Source organism: Microbacterium sp. 4NA327F11 (assembly GCF_005503465.1).
Lineage (GTDB): Bacteria > Actinomycetota > Actinomycetes > Actinomycetales > Microbacteriaceae > Microbacterium > Microbacterium ginsengisoli.
Window position 1 is genome coordinate 1 of record NZ_SCOB01000009.1, and the last position, 20,626, is coordinate 20,626.

At 70.5% G+C, this 20,626-nt stretch carries 20 protein-coding genes and 1 tRNA gene; 13 read left to right on the forward strand and 8 right to left on the reverse strand.

Features of this window, described 5'->3' with window-relative positions:
• A partial coding sequence (locus tag FFS51_RS07380) for a GntR family transcriptional regulator (RefSeq protein WP_137877949.1) occupies positions 1-694 on the reverse strand: 694 nt, incomplete at its 3' end.
• A 22-nt stretch (positions 695-716) separates the two neighbouring features.
• Positions 717-1,244: a VOC family protein gene (locus FFS51_RS07385; protein ID WP_137877950.1), complete on the reverse strand. Its 528-nt coding sequence runs from the start codon at positions 1,242-1,244 to the stop codon at positions 717-719.
• Between the two features lie 147 nt (positions 1,245-1,391).
• Here FFS51_RS07385 and FFS51_RS07390 point away from each other — a divergent pair, with 147 nt between their 5' ends.
• From FFS51_RS07390 to FFS51_RS07400, 3 genes are all read left to right on the forward strand, one after another.
• Positions 1,392-3,581, forward strand: coding sequence for an alpha-ketoacid dehydrogenase subunit alpha/beta (locus FFS51_RS07390; protein WP_137877951.1), 2,190 nt, complete (start codon positions 1,392-1,394; stop codon positions 3,579-3,581).
• The gene (locus FFS51_RS07395; protein ID WP_137877952.1) at positions 3,581-4,978 is read left to right on the forward strand and encodes a 2-oxo acid dehydrogenase subunit E2; all 1,398 of its coding nucleotides are present in this window, start codon (positions 3,581-3,583) and stop codon (positions 4,976-4,978) included. Before FFS51_RS07390 ends, FFS51_RS07395 begins: the two co-directional genes overlap by 1 nt.
• An 82-nt stretch (positions 4,979-5,060) precedes the next feature.
• Positions 5,061-5,699 (forward strand): NAD(P)-dependent oxidoreductase, encoded by a 639-nt coding sequence (locus FFS51_RS07400; RefSeq protein WP_056210383.1) that lies wholly within the window; start codon positions 5,061-5,063, stop codon positions 5,697-5,699.
• A gap of 14 nt (positions 5,700-5,713) precedes the next feature.
• On the opposite strand, the gene FFS51_RS07405 is transcribed toward FFS51_RS07400, so the two are convergent.
• The gene (locus FFS51_RS07405) at positions 5,714-7,024 is read right to left on the reverse strand and encodes a DUF4032 domain-containing protein (RefSeq protein ID WP_137877953.1); all 1,311 of its coding nucleotides are present in this window, start codon (positions 7,022-7,024) and stop codon (positions 5,714-5,716) included.
• A 69-nt stretch (positions 7,025-7,093) separates the two neighbouring features.
• Entirely contained in the window at positions 7,094-8,197 is a 1,104-nt protein-coding gene (locus FFS51_RS07410; RefSeq protein WP_045246746.1) for an ABC transporter ATP-binding protein, read from the reverse strand.
• Positions 8,198-8,465: 268 nt separating this feature from the next.
• On the opposite strand from FFS51_RS07410, the gene FFS51_RS07415 reads away from it, so the two are divergent.
• The 5 genes from FFS51_RS07415 to FFS51_RS07435 all read left to right on the forward strand — a co-directional run bounded on the left by FFS51_RS07415 (position 8,466) and on the right by FFS51_RS07435 (position 13,291).
• Positions 8,466-9,410: a DsbA family protein gene (locus FFS51_RS07415; protein ID WP_045246745.1), complete on the forward strand. Its 945-nt coding sequence runs from the start codon at positions 8,466-8,468 to the stop codon at positions 9,408-9,410.
• A 33-nt stretch (positions 9,411-9,443) separates the two neighbouring features.
• A tRNA-Thr gene (locus FFS51_RS07420) sits at positions 9,444-9,519 on the forward strand.
• A 117-nt stretch (positions 9,520-9,636) separates the two neighbouring features.
• Positions 9,637-11,607 carry an alkyl/aryl-sulfatase gene (locus tag FFS51_RS07425; RefSeq protein ID WP_137877954.1) on the forward strand — a complete coding sequence of 657 codons (1,971 nt, stop codon included), beginning with the start codon at positions 9,637-9,639 and terminating at the stop codon, positions 11,605-11,607.
• Between the two features lie 108 nt (positions 11,608-11,715).
• On the forward strand, positions 11,716-12,303 hold the full coding sequence (locus FFS51_RS07430) for a DUF3558 domain-containing protein (protein ID WP_137877955.1): 588 nt from the start codon (positions 11,716-11,718) through the stop codon (positions 12,301-12,303).
• 22 nt (positions 12,304-12,325) lie between these two features.
• Entirely contained in the window at positions 12,326-13,291 is a 966-nt protein-coding gene (locus FFS51_RS07435; RefSeq protein WP_349303921.1) for a DMT family transporter, read from the forward strand.
• Here the strand turns inward: FFS51_RS07435 and FFS51_RS07440 are convergent.
• The gene (locus FFS51_RS07440; protein ID WP_056210381.1) at positions 13,279-13,806 is read right to left on the reverse strand and encodes a nitroreductase family protein; all 528 of its coding nucleotides are present in this window, start codon (positions 13,804-13,806) and stop codon (positions 13,279-13,281) included. The two genes, FFS51_RS07435 and FFS51_RS07440, sit on opposite strands and share 13 nt — an antisense overlap.
• A 14-nt stretch (positions 13,807-13,820) precedes the next feature.
• The gene (msrB, locus tag FFS51_RS07445; protein ID WP_045246743.1) at positions 13,821-14,228 is read right to left on the reverse strand and encodes a peptide-methionine (R)-S-oxide reductase MsrB; all 408 of its coding nucleotides are present in this window, start codon (positions 14,226-14,228) and stop codon (positions 13,821-13,823) included.
• A gap of 74 nt (positions 14,229-14,302) precedes the next feature.
• Between msrB and FFS51_RS07450 the strand changes: the two genes are divergently transcribed.
• The 5 genes from FFS51_RS07450 to groL all read left to right on the forward strand — a co-directional run bounded on the left by FFS51_RS07450 (position 14,303) and on the right by groL (position 18,373).
• Positions 14,303-15,304, forward strand: a complete 1,002-nt coding sequence (locus FFS51_RS07450; RefSeq protein ID WP_137877956.1) for a DUF2332 domain-containing protein — start codon at positions 14,303-14,305, stop codon at positions 15,302-15,304.
• A 9-nt stretch (positions 15,305-15,313) separates the two neighbouring features.
• Entirely contained in the window at positions 15,314-15,565 is a 252-nt protein-coding gene (locus tag FFS51_RS07455) for a DUF3263 domain-containing protein (protein ID WP_056210249.1), read from the forward strand.
• 56 nt (positions 15,566-15,621) lie between these two features.
• On the forward strand, positions 15,622-16,221 hold the full coding sequence (locus FFS51_RS07460; protein WP_249352679.1) for a LytR C-terminal domain-containing protein: 600 nt from the start codon (positions 15,622-15,624) through the stop codon (positions 16,219-16,221).
• Positions 16,222-16,364: 143 nt separating this feature from the next.
• Positions 16,365-16,568: a cold-shock protein gene (locus tag FFS51_RS07465; RefSeq protein ID WP_045246739.1), complete on the forward strand. Its 204-nt coding sequence runs from the start codon at positions 16,365-16,367 to the stop codon at positions 16,566-16,568.
• Positions 16,569-16,753: 185 nt separating this feature from the next.
• The gene (groL, locus tag FFS51_RS07470) at positions 16,754-18,373 is read left to right on the forward strand and encodes a chaperonin GroEL (RefSeq protein WP_045246738.1); all 1,620 of its coding nucleotides are present in this window, start codon (positions 16,754-16,756) and stop codon (positions 18,371-18,373) included.
• A 97-nt stretch (positions 18,374-18,470) separates the two neighbouring features.
• On the opposite strand, the gene FFS51_RS07475 is transcribed toward groL, so the two are convergent.
• Together FFS51_RS07475 and FFS51_RS07480 are read right to left on the reverse strand one after the other, a co-directional pair.
• Positions 18,471-18,758 (reverse strand): WXG100 family type VII secretion target, encoded by a 288-nt coding sequence (locus FFS51_RS07475; protein ID WP_137877957.1) that lies wholly within the window; start codon positions 18,756-18,758, stop codon positions 18,471-18,473.
• Positions 18,759-18,873: 115 nt separating this feature from the next.
• Positions 18,874-20,622: a sensor histidine kinase gene (locus FFS51_RS07480; protein WP_137877958.1), complete on the reverse strand. Its 1,749-nt coding sequence runs from the start codon at positions 20,620-20,622 to the stop codon at positions 18,874-18,876.
• Positions 20,623-20,626: the final 4 nt, after the last annotated feature.

Consider the following 20,626-nt stretch of genomic DNA (forward strand, 5'->3'; position numbering starts at 1 on the left):
GGCGGAAGATGTCGGGGGTGCGGGCGAGCTGGCGACGGGTGCGGCGGATGTGACCCGCGAGCACACGTTCGGCCTCTTCGATGTCGTCGTCGCGCAGGGCCGCCACGATCAGGTGGTGCTCCTCGTAGGCGATGCGGCGTGACTCGGGCTCCCACGACGTGACGTACGCGCGGCGGTACGGCGCCGTGGTGTTCCAGAGCTTCTGGATGAGGGCGCCGAGCTGCACGGTGTCGGCGGCCGCGTAGGTGCCGAGGTGAAAGGCGCGATCGAGTTCGAGGAAGGCGTCCGTGTCGGCGCCGACCACACTGATGCGGTGGGCGAGGGCGGAGAGCTCCTCGATGGCGCCGGCGTCGAGTCGGGGCGCCGAGTACCGCAGCAGGAGGGGTTCGAGCCGCTCGCGCATCTCGTACACCTCCTCGCATTCGGCGAGGGAGAGGTGGGAGACCCACGCGCCGGTGTTCGCGACGACCGTGACGAGCCCCTCGTACTCGAGCTGCTGCAGCGCCTGCCGCACCGGCACACGGCTCGCACCGAAGCGGGCGGCGAGATCCTCCTGGCGGATACGCATGCCCGGCGGATAGTCGCCGCCGACGATGCCGCCGCGGATGCTGTCGGCGATGCGCGGTCCGGCGTCTCCGTCGCGGGGGCGGGCGTGCGTGTCGTCGGCATGCGTCGACGCGGTCTGTGCGGTCATCGATGATCCCCTCGGCTCGCCTTCATTCTGCCGGGCGGGCCGGATGCCACAGGATGACGGGGGAGTCGGCCTCGTAGGCCTTGCCGTCGGGGTAGCTGACCAGTTCGAACTGCATGCCCCAGGGGGCTCGGAAGTACAGCCATCGCTGACCGGCGGCGGCACCGGCGCTCGCGATCGGGTCGCCCATGATCTCGACGTCGTACGCGCGCAGGTGGGCGATCGCGGCATCCATATCGTCGACGTAGAGCGCGAGGTGGTGTCCACCGATGTCGCTGTTGCGCGGGGGAGGGGACTGCCCGTCGGGCGTCTCATAGGCGAAGACCTCGAGATTGGTGCCGTTGCCGAGACGGTAGAAGCGGATCTCGGTGATCACGGACCGGGGGTGAACCCCGAGCTGGCGCGACATCCAGTCGTCGTCGGCGCGCTTCGCGCCCAGCGTGTAGACGGGCACGGCGCCGAGCACGTCCACCAGGAAGCGCTCGGCCTCCTCGAGGTCGGGCACGGTGATGCCGAGGTGGTCGGAGCCGCGCAGACCGGGGATTCCTGTCATCGATCGACCTCCTCGTCGTCTGGATCCAGTTTCGGCTCCAGTGTGCGTCAATTCTCGCTTTGAACGCAAGAAGTTCTTGAAATTGGATCCAAACATGCGTTACCGTGAGCGAGCGCTGACGAGTGGCGCACTGTCGAAGGAGATGGGATGCCCCAACGTCGTCGTCTGCAGACGGGAGTCGACTGGATCTCGCTGTCGACCACCGCCGCCGACTGGAAAGCCGCCGACCCGGAGCTGCTGACAGCCATGTACGGCGAGCTCCACCTCATCCGTGCCTTCGAGGAGGCCGTGCTCGACCTCGCCGCCGCCGGCCTCGTGCACGGTCCCGCGCACTCGAGCATCGGTCAGGAGGGCGGCGCCGTCGGCTCGATCATCGGCCTGCGTCCCACCGATGCCGTCAACGGCTCCCACCGCGGACACCACCAGTTCCTCGCGAAGGCGATCACCTACGTCGCCGGCGGTCGGCTCGACCTCGGCGCCCTCGTCGACCCGGCGCTGAACGCGCTGCTCCAGCGTACGCTCGCCGAGATCCTCGGCCTCGCACAGGGGTTCTCGGGCGGACGCGGCGGGTCGATGCACCTGCAGTGGCTCGAGGCGGGCGCGCTCGGCACGAACGCCATCGTCGGCGGCGGCGCCCCCATCGCCGCCGGCCACGCGTGGGCGCAGAAGCACGCCGGCACGACGGATGTCTCGGTCAACTACTTCGGCGACGGCTCGAGCCAGATCGGCTCGGTGCTCGAGTCGTTCAACCTCGCCGCGACCTGGCGCCTTCCGGTCGCGTTCTTCATCGAGAACAACCTCTACGCGGTCTCGACCCATGCCTCGGAGGCCAGCGCCGACGCCCGCTTCTCGGTGCGCGGGCAGGGGTTCTCCATCCCGTCGTGGCGGGTCGACGGCATGGACCCCCTCGCCGTGCACCTCGCGATGACCGAGGCGACCGAGCGGATGCGCGCGGGCGACGGTCCTGCGATCGTCGAGGCGGAGGTCTACCGCTTCTTCCACCAGAACGGCCCCTACCCCGGGAGCGCCTTCGGCTACCGCACGAAGGACGAGGAGGCCAGCTGGCGCGAGCGCGATCCGATCGCCCTCCTCGGCGGCAGGCTCCGTTCGCTCGGCATCGCCTCCGACGCCGAGCTCGATGCCGTGCGCGACCAGGCCGTCGCGGCGATGGTCGACGCCGTCGCGGCGCTCGTCGAGGACGACCCCGATAACGCCGGTCGTCGTCGCATCCGCCCCGAGCTCTGGCCCGACCCGGCAGTGGTCGACACCGGCATCCGCGGCGACGAGTCCGAACTCGCGGATGCCGCGGCATCCGACCCGATCGTGTTCGACGGGCCGTGGCGGGACATCCGCTTCGTCGACGCCGTCGCCGCGGTGATGGACCGGCGCATGTCCGAGGACGAGCGCATCGTCGTGCTCGGCGAGGACGTCCACCGACTCAACGGCGGCACGAACGGCGCCACGAAGGGGCTCGCGAAGGCATATGGACCCGAGCGGGTCATCGGCACCCCCATCAGCGAGAACGGGTTCTTCGGGCTCGCCGGAGGCATCGCGCTCGACGGCAGGTTCCGGCCGGTCGTCGAGTTCATGTACCCCGACTTCATGTGGGTCGCGGCCGACCAGGTGTTCAACCAGGTCGGTAAGGCCCGCCACATGTTCGGCGACAACAACACGGTGCCGCTCGTGCTGCGCACCAAGGTCGCCATGGGATCCGGCTACGGATCGCAGCACCTGATGGACCCCGCCGGCATCTTCGCGACCCAGCCCGGCTGGCGCATCGTCGCCGCCTCGACCGCGGCGGACTACGTGGGCCTCATGAACGCGGCGCTGCAACTCGATGACCCCGTGCTCGTGATCGAGCACGTCGATCTCTATGGCCAGGCCGACCGTGTGCCCGATGCGCCGCTCGACTACGTCATCCCGCCTCGCAGCGCAGCCGTGCGCCGGGAGGGCGCGGAGCTCACCGTGCTCACCTACCTCTCCATGGTGCAGTCCTCGCTCGACGCCGTCGCCGAGACCGGCGTCGATGCGGAGGTGATCGATCTGCGCTGGCTCGACCGGGCCTCCTTCGACTGGGACACGGTGGGGGAGAGCATCCGCAAGACCAACAACGTGCTCATCGTCGAGCAGGGCTCGCGCGGCCCGTCGTATGGCGCGTGGCTCGCCGACGAGATCCAGCGGCGGTTCTTCGACTGGCTGGACCAGCCCGTCGAGCGGGTCACCGGCGGCGAGGCGAGCCCGAGCATCTCCCGCATCCTCGAACGCGCCGCGATTGCGGGGACCCCCGAGATCGTCACCGAGATCGACGCCATGCGTCGCGCCTGGGGCGGTCGCTGATGGCCGCCGTGATCCGCATGCCGGAGGTCGCCACGGGCACCGGCGAGGCGGCGATTCAGACGTGGCTCGTCGAGGTCGGGACGGCCGTCGCCGCCGGCCAGCCGATCGTCGAGATCGAGACCGAGAAGGCCGTCGTCGAGTACGAGACGGAGGTCGCCGGCGAGCTCGCCGCGATCCTCCTCCCGGCCGGGGAAGCGGGCGCCGTCGGTGCGCCGATCGCCGTCGTCGCCGAGGCGGGCGAGTCCCGCGCCGATGCCCTTGCCGCCGCGGAGGCGGAGGGTGTCGCCGTCGGTGGCCCGCCCGCCGACGCGGTTCCCCCTGCGCCTGCACCGACGCCGACGCCGACGACGGCGGCCGCACCCGTCACGGCGTCCGAGCCCGTGCCGACGGCGGTCACTGAGCCCGTGCCGACACCGGAATCGGCTGCCGAATCGGTGCCCGCACCGCCTGCGCCCGATGCGCCGGCGGACGAGGACGCAGGCCCCGATTCCTCGGCTGGGCGCGTGTTCGCCTCCCCGCTCGTGCGTCGACTCGCGAGCGAGCGCGGCATCGATCTCGCCGCCGTGCGCGGCTCGGGCCCGCGCGGGCGCGTCGTGCGGCGCGACCTCGACGATCTGCCCGCGCCGGCACCCGTGGCCCCGGCGGCGACGGCCCCTGTCTCGACGCCCGTGCCGCCCGCCCCCGGGGGAGCTCAGGCTCCCGCACCGGCCGGCGCTGAGGACATCCCGCACACCGGCATGCGTCGCGCCATCGCGCGTCGGCTCACCGAGGCGAAGACCGAGATCCCCCACATCTACCTGCGGGCGGACTGCCGGGTGGACGCCCTCCTCGATCTGCGCGCACGCATCAACGAGGGACGTGCCGCCGATGCGCGCGTGTCGGTCAACGACCTCGTCGTCAAGGCGGTCGCCGCCGCGCTCCTCGATGTGCCCGAGGCCAACGCCATCTGGCTCCCGGAGGTCACCCGGCGCTTCTCCGGCGTCGACCTCGCGATCGCAGTCTCGATCCCGGGCGGACTCGTGACCCCGGTCGTCCGCGGGGTCGACACGCTTCCGGTCGGGCGTCTCGGCGCGGTCATCCGCGAACTCGCCGAGCGGGCGCGGGCGGGGCGCCTCAAGCAGAGCGAGCTCGAGGGCGGATCGTTCTCGGTCTCGAACCTCGGCATGTACGGCACCGCAGAGTTCGCGGCCATCATCAATCCGCCGCACTCGGGCATCCTCGCCGTCGGCGCCGCGACGCGGCGGCCGGTCATCGACGATGACGGCGAGCTCTCGGTGGCGACGGTCATGACCGTGACGCTGTCCGCCGATCATCGCGTGCTCGACGGAGCGCTCGCCGCCCAGTGGCTCGCCGCATTCGTCCGGAGGATCGAGCACCCGCTGTCGCTGCTCGTGTGACACGCTGACGGATGCCGCGGCCCCCGGAATGATGGATCCCGCGGGCGCGTTGCGCCTGTCGAACCACACCGAAAGGAACGTCATGGCCCGCATCGCCGTCATCGGAGGAACCGGCTACGCCGGAAGTCACATCGTGCGCGAGGCGGTGAGCCGTGGACACACCGTCATCTCCGTGGCCCGCTCCGTGCCGGCCGAGCGCGTCGAGGGCGCGACCTACGTCGAAGGGACGCTGCTCGACGTGCCGTCGCTCGTCGCCGAGCTGCAGGGCGTCGACGTGGTCGTGTCGGCCGCGGCGCCGCGCGGCGACATGGCGGGCAAGCTCCGGCCCGCGACGGCCGAGCTGCTCGCGGCGCTGCCGGACTCCGTGCGGCTGGGCGTCATCGGCGGCGCGGGCGGCAGCCTCGTCGCCCCGGGTGGCCCGCGCCTGATCGACAGCGGGTTCCCCGAGGAGTACAAGGCGGAGGCGTTCGAGGCGATCGGCATCCTCGAGGACCTCCAGGCGACGGATGCCGCGAAGGACTGGTTCTTCGTGCACCCGGCTGCAGAGTTCGGCGCGTGGGCGCCGGGCGAGCGCACGGGGGCCTACCGCGACGGCGGCGACGTGCTCGTCTCGGACGAGAACGGCAAGTCGTACATCTCCGGCGCCGACCTGGGTGTCGCGGTGGTCGATGAGATCGAGACCCCGGCGCACCACCGCGGGCGCTTCACGATCGGGTACTGACCGACGCCTCCGGGTCAGACGAGGTCGCGCCAGTCGATCTCGTCTGACCCGTCGTCATCCTCATCGTCGTCGTTGAGACGGATGACGGGAAGCGACATCGTCTCGGTCGGCGGACCCATCACGGTGGCCTCGTCGCGGCGATGACGCAGCACGTCGTCGATGTACGACGACACGACCTCCGCGAGGGGGACCGACACCCCCCGTGCCTGCGACATGTACCAGCGATGCTCGAGCACCTGGTGGAACACCTCGGCGGGCTCGAGCTTCGCGCGCAGATCGAACGGGATCGAGGTCACGACCGGCTCGAAGATGCGGGTCAGCCATTCGTGGGCGACCATGTCTTCGTCCTGCCCGGGGCGGGCGGCCCGCGCGCGGAACTCGTCGAGGTCGTTCAGCAGCCGCCGTGCCTGGTTCTCCTCGACGTCGAGGCCCGTCAGGCGCAGCAGACGCCGCTGATGATGTCCCGCGTCCACGACCTTCGGACGGATCGCCACGCGAGTGCCGTCGCCGGTGGTCGAGATCGACATCTCTCCGATGTCGAAGCCGAGCGCGTTGAGCTTGTGCACCCGCTCGGTGATGCGCCAGGACTCGCTCGCGCTGAAGCTCTCCTGATCGGTGAGGGCGGCCCACAGCGACCGGTACGACGAGAGGATGCCATCGGCTACCGCGACCGCGTCGATGCCGCCCTCGAGCCGCCCGCCGGCGGCGAGATCCATGATCTCGCCGGCGATGTTGGTGCGCGCGACGTCGAGGTCGTGCTCGCGCTGTCCGCGGGTGAGGCCGCTCTCGTGCAGCTCGCCGGTCTCGGCGTCGACGAGATAGGCCGCGAACGCGCCCGCGTCGCGCCGGAAGAGGGTGTTCGAGAGCGACACATCGCCCCAGAAGAAGCCGACGTTGTGCAGGCGCACGAGCAGCACGGCGAGCGCGTCGACGAGTCGTGTGGCGGTGTGCGGGCGCAGCACCTGCGTGAACAGCGCCCGGTAGGGGAGCGAGAACTTCAGATGCGCGGTCACGAGGGCGGCGGGAAGCGGTGCGCCCGCGCCATCCCGTCGCCCGCCGATCACCGCGACGCGCTCGACACAGGGCACGTCGAGCCGCGCGAGGTTGCCGAGCATGTCGTACTCGCGGCGCGCCATCTCCTCGGTGGTCTCTTTGATGGCCACGACGCGACCGGACAGGTTCGCGAACCTCACCAGGTGCCGTGAGAGGCCCTTGGGGAGGTACACGATCGAGGACGACGGCCAGTCCGACAGCGGCAGGCTCCAGGGCAGCGACAGCAGCCCCGGGTCGATGTCGCTCGCGGTGATGCTCAGGTACTCCGGCACGGATGCCCCTCAGAAACGGCAGCGGCGCGGGAGCATGCCCCCGCGCCGCTGCACTGCGGTGTGATGCGATCAGGCCGCGGCGATGGCCTTGTCGGTCAGGCGCTCGCCGGACTCCAGGTCGAACACGTGCACGTGGCCCGGAACGGGAGCGAGCACGACGGTCTCGCCGGCGTTCGGGTGACGACGTCCGTCGACGCGGGCGACGATGTCGGTGCGCTTGCCGGCGATGTCGGCGTGGCCGTACAGGTAGCCGTCGGCGCCGAGTTCCTCGACGAGGTCGACGGTGACCGACAGGCCCTTCTCGCCGGCGCCGACGATCTGGATGTCCTCGGGGCGCACCCCGATCGTCACCTCGCTGCCGTGGGCCTTGCCGATCGTGTCGGCCTCGACCGGCACCACGAGGTCGCCGAAGCGCACGCCGCCCTCGGTGAGGTCGACGGGGAACAGGTTCATCGCGGGCGAGCCGATGAAGCCGGCCACGAACACGTTGTTCGGCTTCTCGTACAGGTCGCGCGGGGTGCCGACCTGCTGCAGCAGGCCGTCCTTGAGCACGGCGATGCGGTCGCCCATCGTGAGCGCCTCGGTCTGGTCGTGGGTGACGTACACGGTGGTGACGCCGAGGCGCCGCTGCAGCGAGGCGATCTGCGTGCGGGTCTGCACACGCAGCTTCGCGTCGAGGTTCGACAGCGGCTCGTCCATGAGGAACACCTGCGGCTGGCGCACGATCGCACGGCCCATGGCGACGCGCTGACGCTGGCCACCCGAGAGGGCCTTCGGCTTGCGGGTGAGGTACTGCTCGAGGTCGAGCAGCTTCGCGGCCTCGAGCACCCGCTGCGCCCGCTCCTCCTTGCCGACGCCGGCGATCTTGAGCGCGAAGCCCATGTTCTCCGCGACGGTCATGTGGGGGTACAGGGCGTAGTTCTGGAAGACCATCGCGATGTCGCGATCTTTCGGGGGCACGTCGGTGACGTCGCGGTCGCCGATGCGGATGTGACCGGAGTTGACCTCCTCGAGGCCGGCGAGCATGCGCAGCGACGTGGACTTGCCGCAACCCGACGGGCCGACCAGCACGAGGAACTCTCCGTCGCCGATCTCGAGGTTGAGCTTGTCGACCGCGGGGCGAGTGCCTCCGGGGTACAAGCGGGTCGCGTTGTCATAGGTGACGGACGCCATGTTCTCTTCTCCTTCACCGGCAGGCACGTGCCGGACGATCCGTAGTGATGGAATGAGCGGGGGCTTGTCCCGCACGCCCACCGTTGGGCGTGATTCGAGTATGGCACGCGACGCTTCGACCCCGCGAGGTGCGCACATAGTGCAGGATGAGCATTCGTTGGTGTTCCGTCTGGGCATTTCACAGGGTGCCTGACTAGCATCGACGAGGTCGCGAATCCCGCGTGACTGCCCCCGGTTGACGCCGGTTCTTCGTGTGTGCAGAGGTGTGATGTCCAGCAACGATTCTTCGGATGCCGCGGTGCCCGCCGATTCGTCGGTGGACCGTCGCAGCGCAGTCCGTGAGAAGGCGCAGCTGGTCCACGCCCGTCAATCCCGTGCGCGCCGGTGGCGCATCGCACTGCTCAGCGCCCTCGCCGTCGTCGTTGTCGCCGCCATCGGCGCCGGTATCGCGATCGCCCTGGTGACGCCGTCGGGCAAGCCGCAGCTCACCCCGCCGAATGCGACGGACTCCGGGTTCCGGGTGTCCGACGTCAGCGCGCGGGCGGCCATCGCCTCGACGGCCAGCCCCTCGCCCTCCACGGACGCAGCGGCCGCTGCGGCGAGCCCGTCGCCGAGCTCCTCGTCGGCGTCGAACGTCGACATCCGCATCTACATCGACTACCTTGCGCCGGGGTCGAAGGAGTTCCAGCTCGCCAACGCGCAGCAGCTGTCGACCTGGGTCTCGCAGGGGGCGGCCACGCTCACCTACTACCCGGTCGCGATGCTCGCCGCGAAGTCGAACGGCACCAAGTACTCCCTCCGTGCAGCCAGCGCCGCGGTGTGCGTGGCGACGCAGCAGCCGGATTCGCTCTTCAGTTTCACCCAGAGCCTGCTGAGCCAGCAGCCGTCCGTCGACTCCGACGGCCTGAGCGATCAGCAGCTCGCGAGCGTCGCCGTCGGCGCCGGATCCGACGACACCGTCAGCGACTGCATCGAGAACGAGAAGTACATGGCCTGGGTCAAGGACGCGACCGATGCCGCGTTGAAGTCGCTGCCGGCGACCGATGGACTCAAGCTCACCGCCGCGCCGACGATCCTGGTCAACGGCAAGCCGTACACCGGGGCGCTCGACGACCCGAAGGAGTTCGCGCAGTTCGTTCTGACCAGCGCGAGCGAGAAGTACTACAGCACGCCCACTCCGACACCCAGCCCGAGCTCCACGCCGCTCGACTGAGCTCGCCGGCCCCACGGATAGACTGTGGGCTCTGCCGACATGGCGCAATTGGTAGCGCACCCGACTTGTAATCGGGCGGTTGCGGGTTCAAGTCCCGCTGTCGGCTCCATTCCTGATTCCCGCACTGTTTTTCCCTGCTCCCGCGGTGGCTGTCCGTGCGCGGGTGCGCCATCATTCGGAGGGCTATCCTGCGCAGCAGGGGCTTTGTGGGAGAGGGGAACCCGACATGACGCACGACCACGCCCATCCGCGGGGAAAGCAGCCGACCGACGCGACGCTGCGCCGACGCCACGAGGTGGCGGCACAGCTGCCGTTCGACGACGACCGCGATCTCGCGGAGGCTCGACGCGGGTTCCTCGCCGCTCCCGAGTATCGGCAGATCCTCGCCGAGGCGGGGCACGTGGCATGGAACATCGGGGACTACGACTTCCTGCTCGGCGATGAGGACTTCGCCTCCATCCACCCGTCGCTGCAGCGTCAGGCGCGGCTGAACATGGAGTACGGCCTGTTCGAGGTGGTGCCCGGCCACATCTACCAGGTGCGCGGGTTCGACCTGGCGAACATCTCGTTCATCCGCTCCGACACGGGCTGGATCGTGTTCGACCCGCTGACTGCGAAGGAGACGGCCGCCGCCGCCCTCGCTCTCGTCAACGAGCACCTGGGCGAGCGTCCGGTCGTCGCCGTGGTCTACTCCCACTCGCACGGCGACCACTTCGGCGGCGCTCATGGCGTGGTGGATGTCGCGGACGTGCACAGCGGCGCGGTTCCGGTCATCGCCCCCGTCGGCTTCCTCGAGCACGCGGTCTCGGAGAACGTGTACGCGGGCAACGCCATGGTGCGGCGCATGTTCTACCAGTACGGCACGCTCCTCGAGCGCGGACCGTTCGGTCACGTCGACCAGGCGATTGGGAAGGGCGTCGCCGCGGGCACCGTCGGCCTCATCGCACCCACTGTCGACATCGTCGACGACATCCAGGAGCTCACGATCGACGGCGTGCGCATGGTGTTCCAGAACACGCCGGGCACCGAGGCTCCCGCCGAGATGAACACCTGGTTCCCCGACCTCAAGGCCTTCTGGGCGGCGGAGAACATCGTCGCCACGATCCACAACATCTACACGCTGCGCGGGGCCCTCGTGCGCGATGCGCTGGAGTGGTCGCGTCAGATCAACCGGGCGCTGCACCTGTTCGGGCAGGAGGCGGAGGTGATGTTCGCTTCCCACAGCTGGCCGCGCTGGGGCAACGAGCGCATCCAGGAGGTCATGCGCACCCAGCGCGACACGTACGCGCACCTCAACAACGGGGTCATGCACCTCGCCAACCAGGGCGTGACGATCAACGAGATCCACCGGGTCTACCAGGTGCCCGACTCGCTGCAGCGCAGTTGGGCGGCGCGCAGCTACCACGGCTCGGTGGCGCACAACGCGCGCGCGGTGGTGAACCGCTACCTCGGCTACTGGGACGGCAACCCCTCGACCCTCATCCCGCTCGCGCCCCGCGAGTCCGCGCCGCTGTACGTGGAGCTCATGGGCGGTGCGGAGCGCATCCTCGCGCGCGCCCACGAGCTCATCGCCGCGGGCGACGACCTCCTGGCCGTCGAGATCCTGAACAAGCTCGTCTACGCGGAGCCGGCGAACGAGGCCGCGCGCGATCTCCTCGCCGAGGCGTTCGAGCAGATCGGCTACCAGCAGGAGAGCCCGAGTGTGCGCAACAGCTTCCTGGCGGCGGCGTTCGAGCTGCGCTCGGGCATCCCCGAGGGCCAGACGGCGAACGCGACGAGCCCCGACCTCGTGCGGGCGCTCAGCACGCAGCAGTTCCTCGACTACCTCGCCATCCGACTCGACAGCACCGCGGCGGGCGAGGCTCGCGGCATCCTGAACCTGCGGGTGACCGACATCGGCGAGGAGTTCGTCGTCGAGGTGAGCAACGGCACGCTCACCAGCGTCGAGGGATTCCAGTCGGCGTCGCCGGATGCGACTCTCACGGTCACGCGCGCCGCGCTCGAGGACCTCATGGTCGGTGCCACGACCGCCCCCGAGCTGCTCGCCGCCGGTCGGGCGACGCTCGAGGGCGACCCGAGCGCGTTCCTCGCCCTGGGGGGAGCGCTCGTCGAGTTCGCTCCCGGCTTCCCGATCATGCCGGGCACCACCCCGTCGCGTCCCGCAGTGCCGGCGGACGGGTTCGGCTACCACGCGTGACCGTGCCGCCCGGGGGGAGCCGGCCGGCGCAGGCCGTGCGCTCCGCCTCTTGACGGCCACAGGCGTGTCGCGCCATGATCCGAGCACCTGCACACCTCGGAGTCACCTATGCGCGCACGCAACGCCGCGGCATCCGCTGCTCTCGTCCTCATTCTCGGTCTCGCCGGATGCGGAGGGCCGAGCGGGGGCGCCGTGACGCCGACGCCGACGACGACGGCATCCGCCGGCACGTCGGCATCCGCGACCCCGAGCACCTCGCCCACCGCGACCGCGTCCCTGCCGACCGACTGCGCGAAGGTCGGCTCCGATGCCACCCGGTCGTCGACGCTCGACCAGATGTCGCTGCAGGGCGACGGCAAGGGCTTCGTCCGCCCGGCGCCGACGGGCGCGACGCTCGCTCTCGGCTGCAACTGGATCGAGGGCGACGCGACCGGGGTGCTGCTGCTGATCAGCACGGTCGACCCGGATGCCGCCGTCTCGTATGCCCAGTCGACCCTTCCGGCGCAGGGCTACACGTGCACGGTCGGGGACGTCGGCGAAGAGGTCTGCCAGCTGTCCAAGGAGAGCACGCAGTTCCCGGTCACCGTCACGCAGACCGCGTATGCGCGCGGAGACGTGTGGATCTACCTCGAGACGTCGAACGTCGTGCCCGAGCAGCTCCTCGACGACCTCGTCGCCGAGATCTGGGGCAGCTGAGCGCACCGCCTACGATCGGAGGGTGAGCGCGACGCAGCCGGTGATCCCCGAACACCGGCGGATGCCGCGGGCCGTCGCCCTCGGCGGAGCGGTGGCGGTCGGCATCCTCACGGCCCTGCAGGCCCGCGTCAACGGCTCGCTCGGTCACGAGATGGGCGACGGCTTCGTCGCCGCGTTCGTCTCGTTCTCGTCGGGGTTCGTGATCCTCGTCGTGCTCTCGCTCGCCCTCCCCGCGGGCCGTGCCGGCCTTCGGCGTCTCGCGACCGGTGTGCGGCACGGTCACGTGCCCATATGGATGCTGCTCGGCGGCCTCGCCGGCGCCCTCACCGTCGCGACGCAGGGCCTCACCGTCGCGATCATCGGAGTGGCGCTGTTCACTGTCGGCGTCGTCGCGGGGCAGACGGTCAACGGACTCGTGCTCGACCGGGTCGGCTACGGTCCCGCCGGGGTCGTTCCCCTGACATGGGGGCGCATCATCGGCGGCGCCGTCGTGCTCGCGGCGGTCGTGGTGCTGGTGAGCTCGGAGGGAACGACGGCCGTCCCCTGGTGGATGCTGCTCCTCCCGTTCGTCTCCGGCGCCGGGATCGCGTGGCAGCAGGCCACGAACGGGCGCCTCCGTCAGGCCGTGGAGTCTCCGCTCATGGCGACGCTGGTGAACTTCGCCGGCGGCACGGCCGCCCTCGCGATCGCGGGCGGCGTGCACGGGGCGATCTCGGGGCTGCACGTCACGGTTCCCGGGGCGGGCTGGCTCTACCTCGGCGGTGCGATCGGCGTCGTCTACATCTTCCTGTCGGCCGCACTCGTGCGGCACACGGGGGTGCTGCTGCTCGGTCTCGGATCGGTCGTGGGACTGCTCGCGACATCCGTCACGCTCGATGCGATCTGGCCCCCGGAGTCGGGTCCGAACCCGGCGATCGCCCTCGCCGGTGTCGTGGTGGCTCTCGCCGGTGTCGTGATCGCCGCCGCGCGCCGCCGTCAGCGGGCCTGAGGCAGCGCGGACAGAACCTCGGCGGGGTCGACGCCCCGCTCGTGACCGGTGCGGTCACTCGCCTCGGGCTTGCCGCCGACGTACAGCCAGCCGAGCAGGTGCTCCTCGGGACCGAGCCCGTGCAGGGCCGCGACCTCCCGGGAGCGCGTGTAGCCGCCCGTGCGCCAGATGACGCCCCAGCCCGCTTCGTCGAGCAGCAGCGAGAGGGCGTGTCCGACACCGGATGCCACGGCCTCCTGTTCCCACGCCGGCACCTTCTCGCTCGCGCGCACGCTCGTCACGACCGCGACCAGCAGCGGCGCGCGCAGGGGCTTCGGCGACGGCTCGTCCGCCCCGGTCGCCGCCGCGATCGCTTCGCCCAGGCGCACACGGTCGTCGCCGCGCAGGGTCACCAGGCGCCACGGCCGCAGGGACGCGTGGTCGGCGACGCGTCCCGCGGCCGACACGAGGGCGGCCAGCTCCTCGTCGGAGGGGGCCGCCTCGGTCAGCTTCGACCAGCTGCGCCGCGCGAGCATCGCCTCGCGCGCGCTCACGCCTCCTCGGCCGGAGTGAAGTCGAGGGCGATGGAGTTCATGCAGTACCGGTCGCCGGTGGGAGTGCCGAACCCGTCGGGGAAGACGTGGCCCAGATGCGATCCGCAGTTCGCGCAGCGCACCTCGGTGCGCACCATGCCGTGGGTGCGGTCCTCGATGAGCTCGACGGCCTCGGGCCGCACGGACTCATAGAAGCTCGGCCACCCGCAGTGCGAGTCGAACTTGGTGCCGCTCTGGAAGAGCTCCGCACCGCAGGCGGCGCAGGTATAGAGGCCGGCGCGGTCCTCGTCGAGCAGCTCGCCGGTCCACGGCCGCTCGGTCGCGGCCTGGCGCAGCACCGCGAACTGGGTGTCGCTGAGCTCCTCGCGCCACTGCGCGTCGGTCTTGTTCACGTTGTACGACATCGGGTTCTCCTTGCGTCACCTCATTCAACCGCGTCGGCGCCAGGGCTGTTCCGCGCGTGCCTGAGAATGTGACCATGTCCGACCAGACCGATGCCGTCGTCAACCGCTACGGTCGGTTCGCCCGTGACGAGGCCCCCGGCCGGTCGGCGCTGTACGAGGAGTGGGCGCGCGGCATCGCGGAGGATCGTCGTGTCGCGGCGCTGATCGCCCGCATCCGTGACACCCGTCGGCAGCCGCCGCTCGTCTTCGCCGTCTCCCGTCTGCTCGGCGCCCCCGAGTCGGGGTTCGCGTCGTGGGCTGAATGGGTGAGGGCGCACATCGAGGACCTCGTCATGGGCTGCGAGAGCCGCAGCATCCAGACCAACGAGCCGTTGCGCTGCGCGGCGCTGCTCCCGGCCCTCAGCGCCGTCGACGGCCCCATCGCGCTTCTCGAAGTGGGGGCGAGCGCCGGGCTCTGCCTCTACCCCGACCGCTACTCCTACCGCTACGAGACGCCCGACGGGGTTGTCGCCGTCGATCCCGCCGGCGGCGAGAGCCCCGTCCTCCTCCGCGCGTCGTGGCGGGGGAACATGCCGCGCCTGCGCCTGCCCGAGGTCGTCTGGCGGGCAGGGATCGACCTGAATCCCCTGGATCCTCGGGATGCCTCCACCCGCCGCTGGCTGACCGCGCTGGTCTGGCCCGGCGAGAGCGGGCGTGCGGAGCGCATCGAGCGGGCGCTCGACATCGCCGCCGCCGATCCGCCCCTGCTGCGCGCCGCCGATGCCGCGGACGGCGCCATCGGCGAGCTGGCGGCGCTCGCGCCGACCGGTGCCACCCTCGTCGTCACGACCCCCGGGGTGCTCGCGCACGTGCCGCGCGCTCGCCGAGGTCTCGTCATCGATGCGGCTCGGGCCGCGGGCACCTGGATCACCCTCGACGACCCCGGGCTGCACGACGGCTGGAACGCGCCGATCGATCCCGCCACGTGGCCCGCTGGCCGGTTCGCGCTGTCCCGAGACGGCGAGGTGCTCGCGGCCGTCGACCCGCTCGGCGGGTTCGTGGAGTGGCGGGCGGATGCCGCGGCATCCGCGCCGTAATCTGACGCCGTGCCCCTCTCCGAACGCGACCGGTCGATCCTCGACTTCGAGGCGCGGTGGCTGCGGCACGGAGCCGGCAAAGAGGAGGCGATCCGAGCGGAGCTCTCGCTCGCCCCGGCGCGCTACTACCAACTCCTCGGGCGCCTGATCGACACCGACGACGCGATCGCCGCGGAGCCCATGCTGGTCGCCCGACTGCGGCGCCTGCGCACAGCCCGGGTCGATGCCCGGGCCCGGCGCACCTCCGGGCTGTCGGCCTGACGTTCGCACGGCGAACGTCGAGCGGAGTGAGGGCACCGTACTTGTACGATGCACTGGTGTCCAGGCAGACCTACCCTCGCGATCGCTTCGACGGCGTCTCCGCCGCGTCCGGCCGCGTCGGCGCTCACCGCGCCGAGAACCCGCGCATGCGCGCCGGCCTCGTGCTCTTCTGGGGCGCGATCGCAACGGTCGTCCTCCTGGTCGCCGGCATCTTCGCGTCGATGGTCTACACGGGCCGCATCGACCTCACGCCGCAGACCGCGCCGAGCTACTCCGACACCCCCGAGGTTCCCGCCGTGCGCGACACGTCGTACTCGATCCTGGTGCTCAACGGCACGGCCAATCCCGCTGCGTCGACGGATGCTGTAGCCCGGCTCGAGGCTGCCGGGTGGACCGCCGACAAGGTGATCGCCGGTGCCGCCTCCACGACGAGCTTCGCCACGACCACCGTCTACTACTCATCCGACGCGGACCTCGGTGCCGCCAAGGGCCTCGCCGATCTCCTCAATGCCGGCTCCATCGTGCAGAGCAACGCCTACACCGGTGCCTCCGGCACGCCGAGTCCCGGTGCGACCTCGGCGAGCACCAAGCAGCTCACGATCGTGCTCGGCGCCGATTATCAGCTCGGCACGGCCACGCCCGCGCCCGCGCCCTGAGGCCGTCGAGCGGCGGTTCCCGGGCCGTGTTTCCGCGGCGTAAACACTTCGATGCGCGCGTGTAAGCAGTTGCGTTCTCCGCGAATCCGCGCCTATCGGCGTGGATACGATGGCCGCGTCACACAGCTTCAGGAGTACGCATCATGGCCCACGGCACTGTCAAATGGTTCAACGCTGAGAAGGGGTACGGCTTCATCACCGTCTCCGACGGCCAGGACGTGTTCGTGCACTACTCCAACATCGAGATGAACGGGTTCCGCGTGCTCGAAGAGGGGCAGGCGGTCGAGTTCACCGTCGGTTCCGGCCAGAAGGGCCCGCAAGCGGAAGCCGTGCGCGTCGTCGCCTGAGCCGCGGCATCCCCGTCACACTTCTCACATCGACGCCGTCCTTCGGGGCGGCGTCGACGCATGTCGGGAGGTGTGACGCCCCGTTCCGACCGGCTTGCACTCCCCGGGGGTGAGTGCCAGAATGATTTAGCACTCGATCAGACTGAGTGCTAAAGACCTAGCCCGTCCGGGAGGGACGACACACAATGGCAAAGATCATTGCTTTCGACGAGGAGGCCCGCCGCGGCCTCGAGCGCGGCCTCAACACCCTGGCCGACGCCGTCAAGGTGACGCTCGGCCCCCGCGGTCGCAACGTCGTGCTCGAGAAGAAGTGGGGCGCTCCCACGATCACGAACGACGGTGTCTCGATCGCCAAGGAGATCGAGCTCGACGACCCGTACGAGAAGATCGGCGCGGAGCTCGTCAAGGAGGTCGCGAAGAAGACCGACGACGTCGCCGGTGACGGTACGACCACCGCGACCGTGCTCGCTCAGGCGCTCGTCAAGGAAGGCCTGCGCAACGTCGCGGCCGGCGCCGACCCCATCAGCCTGAAGAAGGGCATCGAGAAGGCCGTGAAGGCCGTCACCGACGCTCTGCTCGCCTCGGCCAAGGAGGTCGAGTCGAAGGAGGAGATCGCCGCCACCGCGTCGATCTCGGCCGCCGACCCGGCGATCGGCGAGCTCATCGCCGAGGCCATCGACAAGGTGGGCAAGGAGGGCGTGGTCACCGTCGAGGAGTCCAACACCTTCGGCACCGAGCTCGAGCTCACCGAGGGCATGCGCTTCGACAAGGGCTACATCAACCCCTACTTCGTCACGGACCCCGACCGCCAGGAGGCGGTCTTCGAGGACCCGTACATCCTCATCGCGAACCAGAAGATCTCGAACATCAAGGACCTTCTGCCCGTCGTCGACAAGGTGATCCAGGACGGCAAGGAGCTCCTCATCATCGCTGAGGACGTCGAGGGCGAGGCTCTCGCGACGCTCGTGCTGAACAAGATCCGCGGCATCTTCAAGTCGGCCGCCGTCAAGGCCCCCGGCTTCGGCGACCGCCGCAAGGCCCAGCTGCAGGACATCGCCATCCTCACCGGTGGCCAGGTCATCACCGAGGAGGTCGGTCTCAAGCTCGAGAACGCCACCCTCGACCTGCTCGGCCGCGCCCGCAAGGTCATCATCACCAAGGACGAGACCACCATCGTCGAGGGTGCCGGCGACCCCGCGCAGATCGAGGGCCGCGTGACCCAGATCCGTCGCGAGATCGACAACACCGACAGCGACTACGACCGCGAGAAGCTCCAGGAGCGCCTCGCCAAGCTCGCCGGCGGCGTGGCCGTCATCAAGGCGGGTGCGGCGACCGAGGTCGAGCTCAAGGAGCGTAAGCACCGCATCGAGGACGCCGTGCGCAACGCGAAGGCGGCCGGCGAGGAGGGCATCGTCCCCGGCGGCGGCGTCGCGCTCATCCAGGCCGGCAAGATCGCGTTCGCAAGCCTCGAGCTCACGGGCGACGAGGCGACCGGTGCGAACATCGTCAAGGTCGCCATCGAGGCCCCCCTCAAGCAGATCGCGCTCAATGCCGGTCTCGAGCCCGGCGTCGTCGCGAACAAGGTGGCGGAGCTCCCCACCGGTCACGGCCTCAACGCCGCGACCGGCGAGTACGGCGACCTCTTCGCGCAGGGCATCATCGACCCCGCCAAGGTGACCCGCTCGGCTCTGCAGAACGCCGCGTCGATCGCGGGCCTGTTCCTCACGACCGAGGCCGTCGTCGCCGACAAGCCCGAGAAGGTCTCCGCTCCGGCGGGCGACCCGACCGGCGGCATGGACTTCTGAGTCCTGACGCCTGCGAAACGGCGGATGCCCCGGACCTCACGGTCCGGGGCATCCGCCGTTTCGCATCGGTGGCGAGCGAATGTGGCTCGTCGCCCGCTCAGCGGAAGAGTGCGAGGTTGAGCTGTTCGGTCTGGGCGTAGGCCTGGCCGGCCTGCGCGAGCGAGGCGTTGATGCCGGCGAGGCTCTCCTCCACCGTGCGGTACGTCGCCTGCCATCCATCGATGCTGCCCTGGAATGCGAGGGCGGCCGATCCCGTCCAGCTGGCCTGCAGGTGCGTGAGCTGGGCGAGAAGCGTGGCCGCCTCGCCCTGCAGCCGGTCGATGGTGCCGCGCACGGCACCGGTGGCGGCGAGGATCTGGTCACTGTCGGCGGAGAACACGGCCATGGGAGGCTCCTTTCGTCTGGTGCCCCCACGCTAGGGCGCCGTGGCAGCGCGGCCGCTGACGGGACGACCACGCGGGGGAGAGCGCATGCGCACGCCCGCCTGGGGAGGACGCGCGTCAGTCCCCGCGGCTGAGACGGGGGAGCGGTTGGGTCTCGATCAGCAGGTGCGCCGCGACATCCTGATGCACAGCGAGCGGCAGCGACACCCGGAATGTCGCGCCCCCGCCCGCACTGTCGCTCACCTCGACCGAGCCGTGCAGCGCATCGACGATCGACGCGACGATCGACAGTCCGAGACCCGACCCGCCGGTCTCGCGCGCGCGGGAGGTGTCGGCCCGCCAGAACCGCTGGAAGATCTGCTCGCGGATCTGCTCGGGGATGCCCTCGCCGTGGTCGATGACCTCGATCCACCCGAGGCCGGCCGTCTCGTCGGTGCCCACCCGCAGTTCGATCGGCGAGTCAGTGGCGGAGAACCTCTGCGCGTTTCCGAGCAGGTTCGCCACGACCTGTCGCACGCGATTCTCCTCGCCCATCACGATCGGCGGCATCGCGTACACCGGCTCGGTCATCACCGCGAGCTCGCCCGTGCCGACGTCCTCGCCGGTGCGGGGTCGGCGGCGCAGGCGTGCCAGCGTTCCCGCGGCTCGGGTGCGAGCGGATGCCGCAGCCCGCCCGCGCCGCTTGGCGGCGGGAGTCTCCGGCTCGGGCGCCTCGCCCGGCGTCGGATGCGTGGCATCCGGGATCCGCGTGTGCGCCGCCGTCGTGTCGATCACCGTGACCGTTCGCTGGGGGGCCGACGCCCCGACGTCGAGCGCGGCGTCGCGAGCGATCGGGCGCAGGTCGAGTGGCACCACCTCGATGTCGCGGCGCTCGTCGAGCCGGGCGAGCGCGAGGAGATCCTCGACCATGGCGCCCATGCGCATGGCCTCCTTCTCGATGCGTTCCATCGCCTGCGCGGTCGATGCTCCCTCGGGGATCGCTCCCATGCGGTAGAGCTCCGCGTAGCCGCGCACGGTCACCAGCGGAGTGCGCAGCTCATGGCTCGCGTCGCCGATGAAGCGGCGCATCTGCCGCACCGTGGCGTCGCGCTGCGACAGCGACTCGTCGACTCGGCCGAGCATGGCGTTGAGCGCGCGTTTGAGACGCCCGACCTCCGTTGTCTCCGACTCGACGTCCGACATGCGCTGGCTGAAGTCGCCGGCGGCGATGAGCTCGGCCGTGCGCTCCACGGCGCCGAGGCTTCGGAAGGTGAGGGTCACGACCCAGCGCACCAGGAACGCGCTCGCGATCACGATGAAGATCGCGAGCAGGGAGAAGATGCCGAGGTAGGTCGCCACGACACGGTCGGTCGGAGCCAGCGGCATCACGACCATCTGCGTGTAGAAGGCGCTCGTGCCGGGCACCTGGGTGACCGAGACCGTCGCGTGGAAGTGCGTGTCGTCCTCGCCGGTCAGCTCGAAGACCGTCTCCTGCTGCGTGTAGGCGGTGTCGAGCGCGAAGGTCGCCGGGAAGTTCGGCTGCGGCGCGCCGGGCTCGCCGCCGGCGGTGATGAGCCGCTCGCCCGTGCCCGGGGCGTAGATGGCGACGAAGTAGTCGGTCGCGACGGCGCTCTTGTTGCGCTCGAAGGTCGCGGCGCCGTCATCCGTCGTGACCGTGATGAGCTGGTTGACGCCGGTGGGCCCGACGAGCTGCAGCAGGGTGGTGTCGAGGTTCGTGAGCAGCGTCGTGCGCAGGAACACCATCGTGCCGAAGCCGGCGGCGACGAGCCCGATGACGAGCACGGCGACGGTGACCCCGGTCACCTTCGCCCGCAGGCTGATGTTCCGCCACCAGGCGGTGAGCGGATCCCTCTTGGCGGCGCTCATCTGA